Here is a 17,176-nt window from a genome sequence, read left to right on the forward strand (position 1 = left end):
GTGTAATTTCAAGTTACGCTGCAATTATCAAGCCTGTGATAATTGTCAACATACGGTTGCAATTAGCGAGCTTTGATTATTGTCAACAGACGATTGCAATTATCGGGTATGTGGTAATTGTCAACATACACCATAATGGCTTTGATCGGGAAAGTACGTGTCGGCCCGGGTTTTACAGAGAGGGCAATCGGCGGATAGGTCGCCGGCTGCAAGTTGCCCATTCCCGCCTTCATCGGAAATGCACCCGTGAGCCGCACATCCGAGCTGTCATCCGGCAGGGTAGGGGGTGCCGTCCGTCCGCGTTAAGGACATGAAGAGGGATAGCGAACACATCCGGGTCCGCGCCGCATGTAACGTGCGTGCGTGTATCAAGAGGCGCTGTCCAAGCAGAGTGGAACCGCGTGTCGACGTCTCTGCAGCCTAGGCTGCAGGGGCTTTTTTGTTTGGATGGGCGAATATCGGAAGTATAAAACCAGGGGTCCGCGCATACGGTCAAGCGGCTTCAGCTGCTGCCGTTTCCGTTACGGGGGCGACTAAAAGCAGGTGACGACATGTTCCGCACCATGAAATCGGACATTCAGGCCGTTTTCGACAACGATCCGGCCGCGCGCAGCGTATTTGAGGTCGTGCTGACCTACTCGGGTTTGCACGCCATATGGGCACATCGGGTGGCGCATTGGTTTTATGTCCGCAGATGGTTTATGATCGCCCGAATCATTTCCCAATTCAGCCGGTTTATGACCGGCGTCGAGATTCATCCCGGCGCCAGGATCGGCCAGCGGCTGTTCATCGACCACGGCATGGGGGTTGTGATCGGTGAGACTTGCGAGATCGGCGACGACGTTCTGCTGTTCCAGGGAGTTACACTCGGGGGAACGGGCAAGGAAAGCGGGAAGCGCCATCCGACGATCGGAAATCATGTCGTCATCTCCTCCGGCGCCAAAGTGCTGGGTTCGTTCACGGTGGGCGACAACTCCAAGATCGGAGCGAATGCGATCGTCCTAAGCGAAGTCCCGCCGAACAGCACCGTCGTCGGACTGAAAGCGCGCGTCGTCAAGCGCGACGGCGTCAGCCTGAACAAGCTCGATCACGACAAGCTGCCGGATCCGCTCATCGATCTGTTTCAGCAGATGGAGACGCGGATACAAGAGCTCAAACACGAAGTCGAGCAGCTAAAAACAGAGATGCGTAACCAAAACGGAGGGGTTCAACCTTATGAGTCTAAAAGTGTATAACACCATGACTCGGGCTAAAGAAACGTTCGTACCGCTTAACCCAGGCAAAGTGAATATGTATGTGTGCGGTCCGACGGTATACGATTATATCCATATCGGCAACGCCAGGCCGGCTATTTTCTTCGATGTAGTCCGAAGATATCTGCAATTGACCGGGTATGAGGTTAACTATGTAGTGAACTTTACTGACGTCGACGACAAGCTGATCCGCAAATCGGAGCAAACCGGACAACCGGTGCCGGAAATTGCAGATACGTTCATTGCCGCTTATCATGAGGACATCGAAGCGCTCGGGATTCGCAAGGCGGATATGAATCCGCGGGTAACCGAGAATATCCCGGAAATCGTACGGCTTATCGAAGAGCTGGTCACGGGAGGATTCGCTTACGAGAGCGAAGGAGACGTGTACTTCCGTACCGAGAAGTTCGAAGAGTACGGGAAGCTGTCCCATCAAAATCTGGGCGAACTGCAGTTCGGGATTCGCGTCGAGGTCGACTCGCGCAAAGAAAACCCCCAGGACTTCGTCCTGTGGAAAGGCGCCAAGCCGGGCGAGATCCGCTGGTCCAGTCCTTGGGGCGACGGGCGTCCGGGCTGGCATATTGAATGTTCGGCAATGGCCCGCAAATATTTGGGCGTTACGCTCGACATTCACGGCGGAGGCCAGGACTTGCAGTTCCCGCACCATGAGTGCGAGGTAGCGCAATCGGAGTGCGCGAACGGGCATCCACTCGCCAAATATTGGATGCATAACGGATACATCCATATCGATAACGAGAAGATGTCCAAGTCGCTCGGCAACGGGATCAACGTCAGGAAGCTGCTGGAACGGGTGAAGCCTCAAGCTCTTCGTTTCCTGTTTTTGTCGACGCACTACCGCAATCCGCTTAACTTCAGCGAAGAGGGGCTGGAGCAGGCGGCCAACGGGCTTGCAAGAATCGAGAACGGAGTTGCCAATTTAAAGCATCGGCTCAAAAGCGCGGAAAAAGGTGCGGTGAATGAGCAGGTGTCGGAAGCGGTGGAACGGATTAAACGGACGTTTCACGAAAAAATGGACGACGATTTCAACACGGCCGATGCGATCACAGCTGTATTTGACCTGATCTCGGAAGGTAATGCCTACCTCGCCAAGGCGGATGCGAACGCAGAGACGATCGGACTTCTGCTCCAGGTGCTGCAGGAGTGGGATTCGGTATTGGGCATACTAGCGGAAGAGAAAGAAGAATTGCTGGATGACGAAATCGAGCAGTTGATCGCAGAACGGACGGAAGCCCGCAAAGCCAAAAACTGGGCGCGTTCCGACGAAATCCGCGACTTGCTGACGGCTAAAGGCATTGTGCTGGAGGATACGCCTCAAGGCCTCCGCTGGCGGCGGAAATGACGGGGCGGCGCTGATGGATGTCAATCTGTTCCGATTCGATCCCGCCAAGGACCCGTCCCAGTTAAACCCGCTGGTTCTGGCGTATATCGGAGATGCGGTATTTGAAGTATACGTCAGGCAATACGTCATATCGAGACCGAACCATAAGCCGAACCACCTGCACAGGGAATCGGTAAAATTCGTCTCGGCCAAGGCGCAGGCGAAAACGCTGAGATTGTGGCTGCCGCTGTTGACTGAAGAAGAAACGGATATGGTGAAGCGCGGCCGAAACGCCAAGTCCGGAACGATGCCGAAAAATGCGGACGTACTGGATTACCGGCACAGCACCGCCTTCGAATGTCTGATCGGATATTTGTATTATAAGAAACGGTTCGATCGGCTGGAGCAGCTGCTCGAGCTCATGTTGGAAGAACCGGGAGGATAACGATGGAAGAAGAATTTATTGCAGGCAAACATTCCGTGCTGGAGGCGCTGCGCTCCGGCCGGACGATTCATAAAATCTGGATTGCCGAGCAGGCGCAGAAGCATCATACGCAGCCGGTTATCGCAGAAGCGAAAAAACAGAGCGTCGTCGTTACGCAAGCCGACAAGCGCAAGCTGGATCAGCTCGTACCCGGCGTGCAGCATCAGGGTGTAGTCGCCCAAGTGGCCGCCCACGATTATGTGGAAGTGGAAGATTTGCTGGAGAGGGCCAGATCCCGGGGCGAGGTGCCGTTCCTGATCCTGCTTGATGAGATCGAAGACCCGCATAACCTCGGCTCGATCCTGCGCACGGCCGATTGCACGGGCGTTCATGGAGTCGTCATTCCGAAGCGGCGTTCGGTCGGCCTGACCGCAACCGTCTCGAAAACTTCGGCCGGAGCCGTGGAATACGTTCCAGTCGCACGCGTGACCAACATGGCCCAGACGATCGAGTCGCTCAAAAAAGAAGGGATCTGGGTCGCGGGCGCAGACGTCGAGGCGAGCCGTCTTGTCTATGACTTTGACTTTAAAATCCCGCTGGCGATCGTCATCGGCAACGAGAATCAAGGGATCGGCAGACTGATCAAAGAAAAATGCGATTTTCTCGTCAAGCTGCCGATGGCCGGGCAGATCAATTCGCTCAACGCTTCCGTGGCCGCATCCGTATTGATGTACGAGGTCGTCCGCCAGCGCGGCGCGGCGATCTCGTAACCGTCCGCCCCCCGGGAGAGCATGAAACAAGTTGTCATCGTAGACGGCTATAACATTATCGGAGCTTGGCCGGAGCTGCAGAAGCTGAAGGACATCAGTCTGGAAGAGGCGAGAGACAGGCTGATCGACATGCTCGCCGATTATCAGGCTTACAAGGGAAGCAAAGTATATGTCGTGTTTGACGCCTACCAGGTGCCGGGCCTTGGGGGAATCTACCGGCAGCATCAAATCGAGGTGCTGTACACGCGCGAGAAAGAAACGGCCGACGAACGGATTGAGCGGCTGGTAACGGATCTGAGAGGAAGAAGAACGCAGATCTATGTCGCGACATCCGACTCGGTCGAGCAGAACGTGACGTTTGGACAAGGCGCTCTTCGCCTTCCGGCGAGGGAATTGCGTCTGGCGATCCGGGAGATCCGCAAGGAAATCCGTGTCAAGATCGAGGAGTCGGCGGCACCGGCCAAAAACACGTTCGAAAGTAAATTAAGCGGCGAGCAGCGGGATTTGTTCGAGAAGTGGCGCAGAGGCAAATAAGGAACCCGGAGCCTAGTACTCTAGCGGGGCTTTCGGTTGACGATGTTAGATTACATAATGTATACTAGTCCTATCTTTTGTAGCAACGTCGCCAGGTTTAGCTTGCAGCCGGAGGGATATTGGGTGAGCATCGACCTCAAAGAACTGAGAATGCACGATTTCGACTTGAAGTCCGACGAAGAAGTCGTCGAATCGGTCCGCGATGGCAGCAGCGAAGCGCTGGAGTACTTGATCAACAAGTACAAAAACTTTGTTCGTGCTAAAGCCCGTTCCTATTTCCTGATCGGAGCCGATCGTGAAGACATCGTCCAGGAAGGCATGATCGGCCTGTACAAGTCGATCCGCGATTTTCGCGAGGACAAGCTCGCCACGTTCAAAGCTTTCGCCGAACTGTGTATAACCCGCCAGATTATTACCGCTATCAAAACTGCCACCCGGCAAAAGCATATTCCTTTAAACTCTTACGTGTCGCTGGACAAGCCTATATACGACGAGGATTCGGACCGAACCCTTCTCGATGTGATATGCGGCACCCGTGTCACCGATCCTGAAGAGTTGATTATCAACCAGGAAGAATTTAGCGGTCTGGAAGACAAGATGGGCGAGATCCTAAGCGATCTGGAACGCAAAGTGCTTATGCTGTACTTGGACGGCCGGTCGTATCAGGAAATTGCTGTCGATTTGGACCGTCACGTCAAGTCGATCGACAATGCATTACAGCGTGTCAAGCGCAAGCTTGAGCGTTATTTGGAAGTGCGCAACATCTAGGAGGACATTCTTCACTCCGTCCCGGAGGTAAGGATGTCCTTGTTGTTTTGCAGCTCATTGCCGCTGGCAGGGTGTAAACCTCTTCTTTCATGACAGGTTTGCATAGGGGCAACTTGGGCCAAACTGGTAGAAGAAGCCGACAGGCGCGGCACACACGAGCGCGTTTTCTTGACACGCTTGGAAGACTGTGATAAAGTAGTTCAGGTAGCCCTATTTCCGGGGGTTTTTTGTTATGGACCGGTAAATGGCTAGCCGTAGGTTTGGAGGGGTAATCGTGACGTTTGTGCAAAGAATGAAGCGAGGTTTCGGCTCTACGTTTTCGTTTCTTACCGACAGTTGGTCGGAGCTTAAGAAAGTCAAATGGCCGAGCCGTAAAGAGCTCATCAGTTACACCCTTGTGGTGCTTGTGACGTGCACGTTCATGACCATCTACTTTTGGCTGATTGACCTCGGACTGAGCGAAATCCTGCGCCTGTTCGAATGATGGGAGCCGGGTGACGATAATGGAGAAAAGATGGTACGTCGTACATACCTATTCCGGGTATGAGAACAAAGTTAAAGCCAACTTGGAAAAACGCGTCGAATCGATGAACATGCAGGACAAAATTTTCCGTGTGCTCGTTCCGATGGAAGAAGAAATCGTGAACAAGGACGGCAAGAAAAAAACCGTCATGCGGAAAGTGTATCCGGGCTATGTGCTCGTCGAGATGATTCAGACGGACGATTCCTGGTATGTGGTGCGCAATACGCCGGGTGTAACCGGCTTTGTCGGATCGACCGGTTCCGGTTCGAAACCGACGGCGCTGCTGCCTGAGGAAGTCGATGCGATCCTGAAGCATATGGGGATCGAAGAGCCGAAGCCGAAGATCGACTTCGAGCTTAAGGAAACCGTACGCGTCAAGGTGGGACCGTTCGCGAACTTTGTCGGCACGGTAGAAGATATTTTGACCGACAAGGCCAAGCTCAAAGTGCATGTCAACATGTTTGGACGGGAAACCCCGCTTGAGTTGGAATATACCCAAGTGGAGAAGATATAAGGATTTTTCGTGATCGGACTTCCGGTCATGCTGGAATCTGTCTGGTTTCTGGGCTTATTCCGCTAGAGTAAGCCTTCAATCGTGGGAGGGTGCCGCAAGGTCCCGCTCGCACCACATTATGCGCAAGGAGGTGTGTCGCATGGCTAAAAAGGTAATTAAACTGGTTAAGCTGCAAGTTCCAGCTGGTAAAGCGAATCCGGCTCCGCCAATCGGTCCGGCACTCGGTCAAGCAGGGGTCAACATCATGGCTTTCTGTAAAGAGTTCAACGCGCGTACCGCTGATCAAGCAGGCTTGATTATTCCGGTTGTCATCACAGTATTCGAGGACCGCTCTTTCACTTTCGAGACGAAAACTCCTCCGGCTGCTGTTTTGCTTCGCGTAGCCGCCAAGATCGAAAAAGGATCCGGCGAACCGAACAAAAAGAAAGTTGCAACTGTGAAGCGTGACGTTGTTCGTCAAATCGCCGAACAAAAAATGCAGGATCTCAATGCAGCATCCGTTGAAGCTGCAATGCGGATGGTTGAAGGAACAGCCCGCAGCATGGGCGTTGTTATTCAAGACTAATGGTTTTGGGTGCGGAGTTCATCCGCACAAGTGGGAGGATTTTCCGCTAACACCACAAAAGGAGGAATACGAACATGGCAAAACGCGGTAAGAAGTACCAGGAAGTTGCCAAGCTGGTCAATCCGGACGCTAGCTACGAGCCGGCGGAAGCGATTGAACTTGTTAAAAAAGCAGCTCCTGCTAAGTTCGACGAAACCGTCGAAGTAGCCGTTCGTCTCGGGGTTGACCCGAAAAAGCAAGACCAAGCCGTACGCGGTGTAGTCGTGCTTCCGAACGGAACAGGTAAAACAAAGCGCGTCCTCGTGTTCGCAAAAGGCGACAAGGCGAAAGAAGCCGAAGCGGCCGGAGCGGATTTCGTAGGCGATCAAGATTTGATTGCAAAAATCCAGCAAGGCTGGTTCGATTTCGACGTCTGCGTCGCTACGCCGGACATGATGAGCGAAGTCGGTAAACTCGGCCGTCTGCTTGGGGGCAAAGGCTTGATGCCGAACCCGAAAGCCGGTACGGTAACGTTTGATGTAGCTAACGCCGTGAAAGAAATCAAAGCCGGTAAAATTGAGTACCGTCTCGACCGTGCTGGACAAATTCACGCGCCGATCGGCAAAGTATCGTTTGGTGCCGAGCAACTGCAAGAAAACTTCCGCGCATTGGTGGAAGCTCTTGTCCGTGCTAAGCCGGCAGCAGCCAAAGGCGTATACTTGCGCAACATCGCCGTTTCGTCCACGATGGGACCGAGCGTACGCGTAAACGCCCAAACCTTCAGATAAACCGTGCTGGCGAACTTCGCCATTTGCATTTTGCAAACGGACATGGTAATCTGTTAAAGGTTCTTAAAACGAATATAGTTGACCGTAGACAGTAGGTGCCGCGAGGCTTAATTTCCTACCGAGGTGTTACGATACAATGCAGCGTGCTTTTTCTGTCTAAGAGAAAGTTGCAGTGGAACGTTATGCCTCCGTCTAACCCGCGGAGGCTTTTCTATTGGCTGCTCGTCTTCATCGCTCTGATGGGGACGGACTCCGAAGTCTCTCGGTCAACGATAGGTTGAAAGTAAGTTCTCAGGAGGTGTAACATATGCCAAACGCAAAAGTACTTCAAGAGAAACAACAAGCGGTTACCGAAGTATCGGCAAAGCTGCGCGAGAGCGCAAGCACAGTCGTAGCGGATTACCGGGGATTGAACGTCGCGCAAGTGACGGAACTCCGTAAACGTCTTCGCGAAGCTGGTGTTGATTTTCAAGTATTGAAAAACACATTGGTACGCCGTGCGACTTCTGATGCCGGACTGACGGAGCTCGACAGCGCTCTGACTGGACCGACAGCAGTTGCGTTCAGCAAAGACGATGTAGTGGTAGCTGCAAAGATTTTGTCGGAATTCGCGAAGAAAAACGATGCGCTGAAAGTAAAAGGCGGCGTCGTTGAAGGTCGCGTTGTAGACGCAGCTCAAATCAAGGCGCTGGCGGATCTTCCTTCCCGCGAAGGACTTCTGTCCATGCTTCTCAGCGTCCTTCAAGCACCGATCCGCAACTTCGCGCTTGCGGTTAAAGCGGTATCGGAAAAGCAAGAAGGCGGAGCACAAGCTTAATCGGATTTTCAACGTACAACAACATATTTCCTAATTGGAGGGTTAACTCATGAGCAAAGAGCAAATCTTGGAAGCCATCAAAGGCATGTCCGTTCTTGAACTGAACGATCTCGTGAAAGCAATCGAAGAAGAATTCGGCGTAACTGCAGCAGCACCTGTAGCAATGGTAGCTGGCGGCGGCGCTGCAGCTGAAGTTGAAGAGCAAACCGAATTCGACGTTATCCTCGTCGAAGCTGGCGCTTCCAAAATCAACGTTATCAAAGTCGTTCGCGAAATTACAGGTCTTGGCCTGAAAGAAGCGAAAGACGTAGTAGACGGCGCACCGAAGCCGATCAAAGAAAAAGTATCCAAAGAAGATGCGGATGCGGTTAAAGCGAAGCTTGAAGAAGCTGGCGCAAAAGTAGAAGTGAAGTAATTCGGATCACAGATCCCCTTTGGAGCCTAACCGCTTCAAGGGGGATTGTTTTTCGTAACCGAAGTGGCGGAGGGATCTTATGGCGGACCATTATTATTCGAGAAAACCTACTGCGGCCAGCGACAGACATACGATTCAGTGCGAGCTTCGAGGGCGCAAATTTGTCTTCGTAACCGACGCCGGGGTGTTTTCCAAGGAAGGGATTGACTTTGGCAGCAGGCTTCTGATCGATACGATGGATATCGCCCTTACGGATGAAGTGCTGGACGTAGGCTGCGGGTACGGTCCTATCGGGCTTTCGGCTGCGGCACTTGCCGAGCAAGGCCGGGTTACAATGGTAGATATTAATGAAAGAGCGGTGGAACTGGCCAAAGAAAATGCGGCCCGCAACGGAATCGGGAATGCGGATATCGTTCAGGGCGATTTGTTTGAGGCGGTTCAGGGCAGGACGTTTACGAAAATTTTATCCAATCCCCCGATCCGGGCGGGCAAGCAGGTGGTGCATCGTATTTTTGAAGAAGCTTACCATCATCTGACCGAAGGAGGACAATTGTGGATCGTGATCCAGAAGAAGCAGGGTGCTCCGTCGGCGCTCGCCAAGCTGGAATCGCTTTTTGAAAATGTGCGGGAAGCGGATAAGGACAAGGGCTACCGGATTTACTGCGCGACGAAATAAGGTTAAGGGTTGACGAACGCCCGAGTAAGTTGTATTTGACTCGCGTTGCTGGTTGTGGTAATATTATAAAATGTCAGTATTAGGATGGGTGTTATGTCTTTATTTCGCTAAAATGTCAAGTCTTTTTTTTACAGAGGCATGAATAAAAATTAGCGAATGAAGTATAATGTTTACATTTTGGGGAAAATCTACTTAAATGTGAACATTGGGAAAGGCTGCCACGTTACCGCAGAAAAAAGGTCTCATGCAATGCCGTTAAGTGTGAGTTCAAAAAGTCCGGTTTTCAGCACCGAGAAGATTGGATGAAGCTAGGAAATGAGGAGCGGAGCGTAGTGGGAGCTACGTGAGCACCGGAAGTTCCGGCTGAATTCAATATTCGATGTCGAGTAAGCTTCCTGATCTGCTTCGTGATCAAAAGTGGACTTTTTGAACAACCTCGTTAAGGCTAACCAATCGAGGCTTTTCTTCTTTTTTGTTTGCAGTATTTTTTGAGTCGATGTGAGGGGTGAAGGAAAGTTGGCGGGTCATACTGTTCAATACGGACGTCGCGAGCGAAGAACGTACGCGCGGATTAACGAGGTACTGGAAGTCCCGAACCTGATCGAGATCCAGCAGAAATCGTACCAGTGGTTTTTGGACGAAGGCTTGCGCGAAATGTTCCAGGATATTTCGCCGATTCAGGATTTCACGGGTAACTTGGTGCTGGAATTTATCGATTACAGCCTGGGAGAGCCGAAATATTCCGTCGATGATTCAAAGGAACGTGATGTCACGTACGCAGCTCCGCTGCGCGTCAAGGTACGTTTAATCAATAAAGAGACCGGAGAAGTAAAGGAGCAGGAAGTGTTCATGGGCGATTTCCCGCTCATGACCGAGACCGGAACCTTTATTATTAATGGTGCCGAACGGGTTATCGTCAGTCAGCTCGTTCGTTCCCCCAGTGTTTATTTTAGCACAAAAGTCGACAAAAACGGCAAAAAAAGTTACACCGCAACCGTTATACCGAACCGGGGAGCTTGGCTGGAGCTGGAGACGGACGCTAAGGACATTATCTACGTACGGATCGACCGGACGCGGAAAATTCCTGTAACCGTGCTTCTTCGCGCACTCGGATTCGGAACTGACGCAGAGATTATCGATCTGCTCGGAGATGACGAGTATATCCGCAATACGCTGGATAAAGACAATACCGATACGACCGAGAAGGCGTTGATCGAGATTTACGAGCGGCTCCGCCCAGGCGAACCGCCTACGCTCGATAATGCCAAAAGCTTGCTGATCGCCCGCTTCTTCGATCCGAAGCGATACGATCTGGCGAACGTCGGCCGCTACAAGATCAATAAAAAGCTGCACATCAAAAATCGTCTGTTCAACCAAAGATTGGCGGAAACGCTGGTCAATCCGGAAACGGGCGAGATTATTGCGGAAACGGGTCAGGTGCTGGACCGCCGTCTGCTGGATGAAGTGCTGCCTTTTCTGGAGAAAAACGTAGGCTTCATCGAGTATGGCGTCAGCAACGGCGTCCTGGATGCGGACCGTATCCCGATGCAGGCTATTAATGTATACTCGCCGGTGGAAGATGGCAAAGTCGTCAAAGTCATCTCCAACGGGATCATCGATAAATCGGTCAAGAACATTACGCCGGCGGATATTATTTCGTCGATCAACTATTTCATCAACTTGCTGCACGGCATTGGCAGCACGGACGATATCGACCATCTCGGCAACCGTAGACTGCGTTCCGTAGGGGAACTGCTGCAAAATCAGTTCCGTATCGGTTTGTCCCGGATGGAACGCGTTGTACGCGAGCGGATGTCGATTCAGGACGCAAACGTCATCACGCCTCAGGCGCTGATCAACATTCGTCCGGTTATCGCATCGATTAAAGAGTTTTTCGGCAGCTCGCAGCTGTCGCAGTTTATGGATCAGACGAACCCGCTTGCGGAACTTACGCACAAGCGCCGTCTGTCCGCTCTCGGCCCTGGCGGTCTGACCCGGGAACGCGCCGGCTTCGAAGTCCGCGACGTTCACCATTCCCACTATGGACGGATGTGTCCGATCGAGACCCCGGAGGGACCGAACATCGGTCTGATCAACTCGTTGTCGTCGTTTGCCCGCATCAACGAGTACGGCTTTATCGAAGCTCCATATCGTTGGGTCGACCCGAAAACCGGTCAAGTAACTGAGCAGATCGCGTACTTGACGGCCGACGAGGAAGACAACTATGTGATCGCTCAGGCGAACGCCGAGCTGAACGAGGACGGAACGTTTACGAATGATTCGGTTATCGTTCGTTACAAGGACGATATTTTGACTCTTCAAAAAGAACGTGTCGACTATATGGACGTATCTCCGAAGCAGGTCGTTTCAGTCGCTACCGCGCTTATTCCGTTCCTGGAGAACGACGACTCGAACCGTGCTCTCATGGGATCGAACATGCAGCGGCAGGCGGTTCCGCTTCTTATACCAAAGTCGCCTCTCGTAGGTACCGGAATGGAGCACAAAAGTGCAAAAGACTCCGGGGTGTGCGTCGTCAGCAAGCATGACGGTTATGTAGAACGCGTATCCGCCAACGAAGTTTGGGTGCGCCGCCGTCAGGTGGTAGACGGACGTATGGTAGAGGGAGACTTGATCAAGCACCGTCTGCACAAGTTTATCCGTTCCAACCAAGGGACTTGCATTAACCAGCGTCCTATCGTGCGTAAAGGACAGCCTGTCAAAGTCGGCGATATTCTGGCCGACGGTCCGTCGACCGAGCTGGGCGAACTGGCTCTTGGCCGCAACGTCGTCGTAGCGTTCATGACTTGGGAAGGCTACAACTATGAGGATGCGATCCTGCTTAGCGAGAAGCTCGTGAAGGAAGACGTCTATACGTCCATTCACATTGAAGAATACGAGTCCGAAGCCCGTGATACGAAGCTTGGACCTGAAGAAATTACACGCGATATTCCGAACGTGGGCGAAGACGCTCTGCGCAACCTTGACGAGCGCGGTATTATCCGCGTAGGCGCCGAGATCAGCGCGGGAGACATTCTCGTCGGCAAAGTTACGCCAAAAGGCGTTACCGAGCTGACAGCGGAAGAACGTTTGCTTCATGCGATTTTCGGCGAGAAAGCGCGTGAAGTCCGCGATACGTCGCTGCGAGTACCGCACGGTACGGACGGGATCGTCGTGGATGTCAAAGTATTTACCCGGGAGAACGGTGACGAACTGCCTCCTGGCGTTAACCAGCTCGTTCGTGTTTATATTGCCCAAAAACGTAAAATATCCGAAGGCGACAAAATGGCAGGCCGTCACGGCAACAAAGGGGTTATCGCCCGCATTTTGCCGGAAGAGGATATGCCGTTCCTGCCGGACGGTACGCCGGTACAAGTCGTGCTGAACCCGCTTGGGGTTCCGTCGCGGATGAATATCGGTCAGGTGCTTGAAGTGCATCTTGGCATGGCCTCGCTGCGGCTTGGTATTCATACTGCCACTCCGGTATTCGACGGAGCGCGCGAGTATGACGTGTTCGATACGATGGAAGAAGCCGGCATGCAGCGCAACGGCAAGACGATTTTGTACGATGGACGCACAGGCGAGCCGTTCGAGCGTGAAGTAACAGTCGGCGTCATGTACATGATCAAGCTGGCGCACATGGTCGACGATAAGATCCATGCCCGTTCCACCGGACCATACTCGCTCGTTACCCAGCAGCCTCTCGGCGGTAAAGCCCAGTTCGGCGGCCAGCGTTTCGGGGAGATGGAAGTTTGGGCGCTTGAAGCATACGGCGCAGCTTATACGCTGCAAGAGATATTGACAGTCAAATCCGATGACGTCGTCGGACGTGTCAAAACGTACGAGTCGATCGTCAAAGGCGAAAACGTACCTGAACCGGGTGTTCCGGAGTCGTTCAAAGTTTTGATCAAAGAGCTGCAAAGCTTGGGTATGGACGTCAAGATTTTGTCGGAGAACGAAGAAGAAATCGAGATGAAGGAACTGGACGACGAGGACGATGTGTCCGGCGACAAGCTCAATCTCAACTTGGAAGGCACCGAAGTCGGCATGGAATAATCGTGCGGATGGCGCGATAGCAGCACACACTAGAGGAGGGTTGCTCCTTGTTGGATGTAAACAATTTTGAGTACATGAAGATCGGCCTTGCTTCGCCCGATAAAATCCGTTCCTGGTCCCGAGGGGAAGTTAAAAAACCGGAAACAATCAACTATCGTACGCTCAAACCGGAGAAAGAAGGTTTGTTCTGCGAGAAAATTTTCGGACCGACCAAAGACTGGGAATGTCATTGCGGCAAGTACAAGCGTGTCCGTTACAAAGGCGTCGTCTGCGACCGCTGCGGCGTCGAAGTGACCCGCGCTAAAGTGCGCCGCGAGCGTATGGGCCATATCGAGCTGGCTGCTCCGGTTTCGCATATTTGGTACTTTAAAGGAATTCCGAGCCGTATGGGGCTTGCGCTCGATATGTCTCCCCGTTCACTCGAAGAGATTATCTACTTCGCATCCTATGTGGTAACCGATCCGGGCGACACGCCGCTTGAGAAAAAGCAGCTGTTGTCCGAGAAGGAATACCGCAGCTACCGCGAAAAGTACGGGTATGCCTTCCAGGCGGGAATGGGTGCGGAAGCGGTCAAGAAGCTGCTGCAGGATATCGATATCGATAAAGAAGTCGATCAACTAAAGGAAGAGCTTCGTACGGCCCAAGGCCAGCGCCGTAACCGTGCAATCAAGCGTCTTGAAGTCATGGAGGCGTTCCGGAATTCGGGTAACGAGCCGGAGTGGATGGTACTGGATGTGCTTCCAGTCATCCCGCCGGAGCTTCGTCCTATGGTACAGCTGGACGGCGGACGTTTTGCGACGTCTGACCTGAACGACTTGTACCGCCGCGTTATTAACCGGAACAACCGGTTGAAGCGGCTGCTCGATCTCGGGGCGCCGGACATTATCGTGCAGAACGAGAAAAGGATGCTTCAAGAAGCAGTGGACGCGCTGATCGATAACGGCCGCCGCGGTCGTCCGGTCACTGGACCGGGTAATCGCCCTCTGAAGTCGCTCAGCCACATGCTGAAAGGGAAGCAAGGACGTTTCCGCCAAAACCTGCTCGGGAAGCGCGTTGACTATTCCGGACGTTCGGTTATCGTCGTAGGACCGAGCCTGAAGATGTACCAGTGCGGACTTCCGAAGGAAATGGCGCTTGAGCTGTTTAAACCTTTCGTCATGAAAGAACTGGTTAATAAAGGGCTTGCCCATAACATCAAGAGCGCGAAGCGTAAAGTGGAGCGCATCAGTCCCGAAGTATGGGACGTGCTTGAAGAAGTCATCAAGGAGCATCCGGTTCTGCTGAACCGTGCCCCTACGCTTCACCGTCTCGGGATTCAGGCGTTCGAGCCGATTCTCGTAGAAGGTCGCGCGATCAAGCTTCATCCGCTCGTATGTACGGCTTACAACGCCGACTTCGACGGTGACCAGATGGCCGTACACGTTCCGTTGTCTGCCGAGGCTCAGGCGGAAGCCCGCATCCTGATGCTGGCATCCGGCAACATCCTGAACCCGAAAGACGGCAAGCCGGTCGTGACGCCGTCGCAGGATATGGTACTCGGAAGCTTCTATTTGACTATGGATAATGTGGAAGCTCCGGGATCGGGTACGATTTTCCGCAACGTTCATGAAGCTGTGTCGTCGTATCATCGCGGAGCCGCTACCTTGCACTCGCGCGTAGCTATACCGGCTAGAGCGCTCGGCAAAACGAGCTTTACCGAAAAACAGCAAAATTCGCTTATTGTTACGACGGTAGGGAAAATCATCTTCAATGAAATTTTCCCGGCCGACTTCCCGTATATTAATGAAGCGACGAAGGCGAATTTGTTCAACGGTACGCCGGACGAGTATTTCATTTCCGAAAAAGGCGCCAATGTACAGGAAATCCTTCGGGGATTGCCATCGCGCGGCGCAGTGGGCAAAGACTACCTCGGAGCGATTATCGGAGAATGCTTCCGTCGTTACCATACGATGGAGACGTCCGTTATTTTGGATAAAATCAAGCAAAACGGTTTTACGTATTCGACGCGCGCAGGGATTACTGTTGCTGTCTCGGATGTAATCGTCCCGCAGGAGAAAGAAGTTGTCCTGAGGGAATCCGAAGAAAAAGTAAAAGTCGTTATGCAGCAATACCGTCGCGGTCTCATTACCGACGACGAGCGCTACGCCAAAATTATCGACATCTGGGGCCAAGCGAAGGACCGGATTACCGACGTCCTCATGAAATCGCTCGAAAAGTTCAATTCGATCAACATGATGGTCGAATCGAAAGCGCGCGGTAACAAATCGCAGATTACCCAGCTGGGCGGCATGCGGGGTCTGATGGCTACGCCATCCGGACGGATTTACGAGCTGCCGATCAAATCGAACTTCCGTGAAGGCCTGACTGTATTGGAGTACTTTATCTCCACACACGGTGCTCGTAAAGGTTTGGCGGATACCGCGCTCCGTACGGCGGACTCGGGCTACTTGACCCGCCGACTCGTAGACGTCGCTCAAGACGTCATTGTCCGTGAAGACGACTGCGGAACCGATAAAGGGTTTGTCGTCAGCCGGATTCAGGACGGTAAGGAAGTAATCGAGGATCTGTTCGACCGGATCGAAGGACGTTATTCGTTCGAAACGATTCGTCATCCTCAAACGGGCGAATTGATTGTTGGACGTAACGAACTGATCGAGTCGAAAATTGCGGATGCGATTATCGATGCCGGAATCAAAAAGCTGCAAATCCGTTCCGTGCTGAGCTGCCGATCGCGTCATGGCGTCTGCAAGAAGTGCTATGGCCGTAACCTGGCGACAGGTACGCATGTAGAGATCGGCGAAGCGGTCGGTATTATCGCGGCGCAATCGATCGGAGAGCCGGGAACCCAGCTCACGATGCGTACGTTCCATACCGGGGGCGTTGCCGGAGACGATATTACGCAAGGTTTGCCGCGTATCCAGGAGCTCTTCGAAGCGCGTAACCCGAAAGGGCAGGCGACGATCTCCGAAATCGACGGTAAAGTTAAAGATATTCGTGAGGGCAAGGACCGCCGCGAGATCGAGATCGAAGGCGAAGCCGAGTCGAAGACGTACGCCGTCACCTACGGTTCCCGTATCCGCGTAGCGGTAGGGCACCAGGTAGAGGCAGGCGACGAGCTGACCGACGGTTCGATCGACCCGAAAGAAATGCTGCGAATCAAAGGCATTCGCGGCGTTCAAAACTACATTTTGCAAGAAGTTCAGCGCGTTTACCGGAACCAGGGCGTTGAGATTAACGACAAGCATATCGAAGTTATGATCCGTCAGATGCTGAGGAAGATTCGCATCGTGGACAGCGGTAATACCGTCCTGCTCCCGGGTGCATTCGTAGATATGCACGAGTACGAGGAAGCGAACCGCCAAGTGTTGTTGTCTGGTGAGGAGCCGGCGGTTGCCAAACCGGTACTTCTCGGGATTACAAAGGCGTCGCTGGAGACGGATTCGTTCTTGTCAGCCGCTTCTTTCCAAGAGACGACCCGTGTCCTGACCGATGCGGCAATCAAAGGCAAAGTGGATCAGTTGCTCGGTCTGAAGGAAAACGTCATTATTGGGAAACTCATTCCGGCCGGTACGGGAATGAACCGTTACCGCAGCATTCGGGTCATCGATCCGAATGAGGAAGAGGAAGCAGAGGGCGAAGAAACGAAGGAAACGGTAGCAGTCGAATCTTAAGTTTTCGTCCTTGACACGTGTTTTTCGAAGTGCTAAACTAGCAAAGTGTGTGTCGGATGCTCATTTTCACTCCTGTTCCTTTGGAGG

15 protein-coding genes and 1 other annotated feature are annotated in these 17,176 nt (G+C 52.8%); all 15 genes read left to right on the forward strand.

From position 1 onward, the window contains the following. Positions 1 to 509 precede the first annotated feature (509 nt). The 15 genes from cysE to rpoC all read left to right on the forward strand — a co-directional run bounded on the left by cysE (position 510) and on the right by rpoC (position 17,089). A complete protein-coding gene (gene cysE / locus AC3Y2E_RS28805; protein ID WP_223837148.1) occupies positions 510 to 1,235 on the forward strand; it encodes a serine O-acetyltransferase in 726 nt (241 codons plus the stop codon). Beyond that, positions 1,216 to 2,613: a cysteine--tRNA ligase gene (gene cysS / locus AC3Y2E_RS28810; RefSeq protein ID WP_379216671.1), complete on the forward strand. Its 1,398-nt coding sequence runs from the start codon at positions 1,216 to 1,218 to the stop codon at positions 2,611 to 2,613. The genes cysE and cysS overlap by 20 nt, the downstream gene beginning before the upstream one ends. A gap of 13 nt (positions 2,614 to 2,626) precedes the next feature. After that, the gene (locus AC3Y2E_RS28815) at positions 2,627 to 3,037 is read left to right on the forward strand and encodes a Mini-ribonuclease 3 (protein WP_379216673.1); all 411 of its coding nucleotides are present in this window, start codon (positions 2,627 to 2,629) and stop codon (positions 3,035 to 3,037) included. A 2-nt stretch (positions 3,038 to 3,039) separates the two neighbouring features. Further along, entirely contained in the window at positions 3,040 to 3,786 is a 747-nt protein-coding gene (gene rlmB / locus AC3Y2E_RS28820) for a 23S rRNA (guanosine(2251)-2'-O)-methyltransferase RlmB (protein WP_379216675.1), read from the forward strand. A 21-nt stretch (positions 3,787 to 3,807) separates the two neighbouring features. Beyond that, on the forward strand, positions 3,808 to 4,320 hold the full coding sequence (locus tag AC3Y2E_RS28825) for an NYN domain-containing protein (protein WP_379216677.1): 513 nt from the start codon (positions 3,808 to 3,810) through the stop codon (positions 4,318 to 4,320). A 123-nt stretch (positions 4,321 to 4,443) separates the two neighbouring features. After that, on the forward strand, positions 4,444 to 5,088 hold the full coding sequence (sigH, locus tag AC3Y2E_RS28830; protein ID WP_190931871.1) for an RNA polymerase sporulation sigma factor SigH: 645 nt from the start codon (positions 4,444 to 4,446) through the stop codon (positions 5,086 to 5,088). Between the two features lie 274 nt (positions 5,089 to 5,362). Beyond that, the gene (secE, locus tag AC3Y2E_RS28835) at positions 5,363 to 5,572 is read left to right on the forward strand and encodes a preprotein translocase subunit SecE (protein WP_190931872.1); all 210 of its coding nucleotides are present in this window, start codon (positions 5,363 to 5,365) and stop codon (positions 5,570 to 5,572) included. 19 nt (positions 5,573 to 5,591) lie between these two features. After that, positions 5,592 to 6,125 carry a transcription termination/antitermination protein NusG gene (gene nusG / locus AC3Y2E_RS28840; protein ID WP_190931873.1) on the forward strand — a complete coding sequence of 178 codons (534 nt, stop codon included), beginning with the start codon at positions 5,592 to 5,594 and terminating at the stop codon, positions 6,123 to 6,125. A 139-nt stretch (positions 6,126 to 6,264) separates the two neighbouring features. Next, positions 6,265 to 6,690: a 50S ribosomal protein L11 gene (gene rplK, locus AC3Y2E_RS28845; RefSeq protein WP_190931874.1), complete on the forward strand. Its 426-nt coding sequence runs from the start codon at positions 6,265 to 6,267 to the stop codon at positions 6,688 to 6,690. 74 nt (positions 6,691 to 6,764) lie between these two features. After that, the gene (gene rplA, locus AC3Y2E_RS28850; RefSeq protein ID WP_379216681.1) at positions 6,765 to 7,457 is read left to right on the forward strand and encodes a 50S ribosomal protein L1; all 693 of its coding nucleotides are present in this window, start codon (positions 6,765 to 6,767) and stop codon (positions 7,455 to 7,457) included. A 64-nt stretch (positions 7,458 to 7,521) separates the two neighbouring features. Beyond that, positions 7,522 to 7,679, forward strand: a sequence feature (ribosomal protein L10 leader region). Positions 7,680 to 7,764: 85 nt separating this feature from the next. Beyond that, complete coding sequence (gene rplJ / locus AC3Y2E_RS28855; RefSeq protein ID WP_190931876.1) at positions 7,765 to 8,274, forward strand: 50S ribosomal protein L10; 510 nt, start codon at positions 7,765 to 7,767, stop codon at positions 8,272 to 8,274. Between the two features lie 49 nt (positions 8,275 to 8,323). Further along, positions 8,324 to 8,689 (forward strand): 50S ribosomal protein L7/L12, encoded by a 366-nt coding sequence (gene rplL / locus AC3Y2E_RS28860; RefSeq protein WP_190931877.1) that lies wholly within the window; start codon positions 8,324 to 8,326, stop codon positions 8,687 to 8,689. 79 nt (positions 8,690 to 8,768) lie between these two features. After that, positions 8,769 to 9,365: a class I SAM-dependent methyltransferase gene (locus tag AC3Y2E_RS28865; protein ID WP_379216684.1), complete on the forward strand. Its 597-nt coding sequence runs from the start codon at positions 8,769 to 8,771 to the stop codon at positions 9,363 to 9,365. 498 nt (positions 9,366 to 9,863) lie between these two features. Further along, positions 9,864 to 13,418, forward strand: coding sequence for a DNA-directed RNA polymerase subunit beta (gene rpoB / locus AC3Y2E_RS28870; protein ID WP_379216686.1), 3,555 nt, complete (start codon positions 9,864 to 9,866; stop codon positions 13,416 to 13,418). 47 nt (positions 13,419 to 13,465) lie between these two features. Then, entirely contained in the window at positions 13,466 to 17,089 is a 3,624-nt protein-coding gene (gene rpoC, locus AC3Y2E_RS28875) for a DNA-directed RNA polymerase subunit beta' (protein ID WP_379216688.1), read from the forward strand. The last annotated feature ends 87 nt before the right edge of the window (positions 17,090 to 17,176 follow it).

Source organism: Paenibacillus sp. MAH-35 (assembly GCF_058135425.1).

What these genes read in the sequence shown, in the direction of transcription:
- cysS (WP_379216671.1), top strand. Translation starts at nt 1,216, where the DNA reads ATGAGTCTAAAAGTGTATAACACCATGACTCGGGCTAAAGAAACGTTC.
- AC3Y2E_RS28815 (WP_379216673.1), top strand. Translation starts at nt 2,627, where the DNA reads ATGGATGTCAATCTGTTCCGATTCGATCCCGCCAAGGACCCGTCCCAG.
- rlmB (WP_379216675.1), top strand. Translation starts at nt 3,040, where the DNA reads ATGGAAGAAGAATTTATTGCAGGCAAACATTCCGTGCTGGAGGCGCTG.
- AC3Y2E_RS28825 (WP_379216677.1), top strand. Translation starts at nt 3,808, where the DNA reads ATGAAACAAGTTGTCATCGTAGACGGCTATAACATTATCGGAGCTTGG.
- nusG (WP_190931873.1), top strand. Translation starts at nt 5,592, where the DNA reads ATGGAGAAAAGATGGTACGTCGTACATACCTATTCCGGGTATGAGAAC.
- rplK (WP_190931874.1), top strand. Translation starts at nt 6,265, where the DNA reads ATGGCTAAAAAGGTAATTAAACTGGTTAAGCTGCAAGTTCCAGCTGGT.
- rplA (WP_379216681.1), top strand. Translation starts at nt 6,765, where the DNA reads ATGGCAAAACGCGGTAAGAAGTACCAGGAAGTTGCCAAGCTGGTCAAT.
- rplJ (WP_190931876.1), top strand. Translation starts at nt 7,765, where the DNA reads ATGCCAAACGCAAAAGTACTTCAAGAGAAACAACAAGCGGTTACCGAA.
- rplL (WP_190931877.1), top strand. Translation starts at nt 8,324, where the DNA reads ATGAGCAAAGAGCAAATCTTGGAAGCCATCAAAGGCATGTCCGTTCTT.
- AC3Y2E_RS28865 (WP_379216684.1), top strand. Translation starts at nt 8,769, where the DNA reads ATGGCGGACCATTATTATTCGAGAAAACCTACTGCGGCCAGCGACAGA.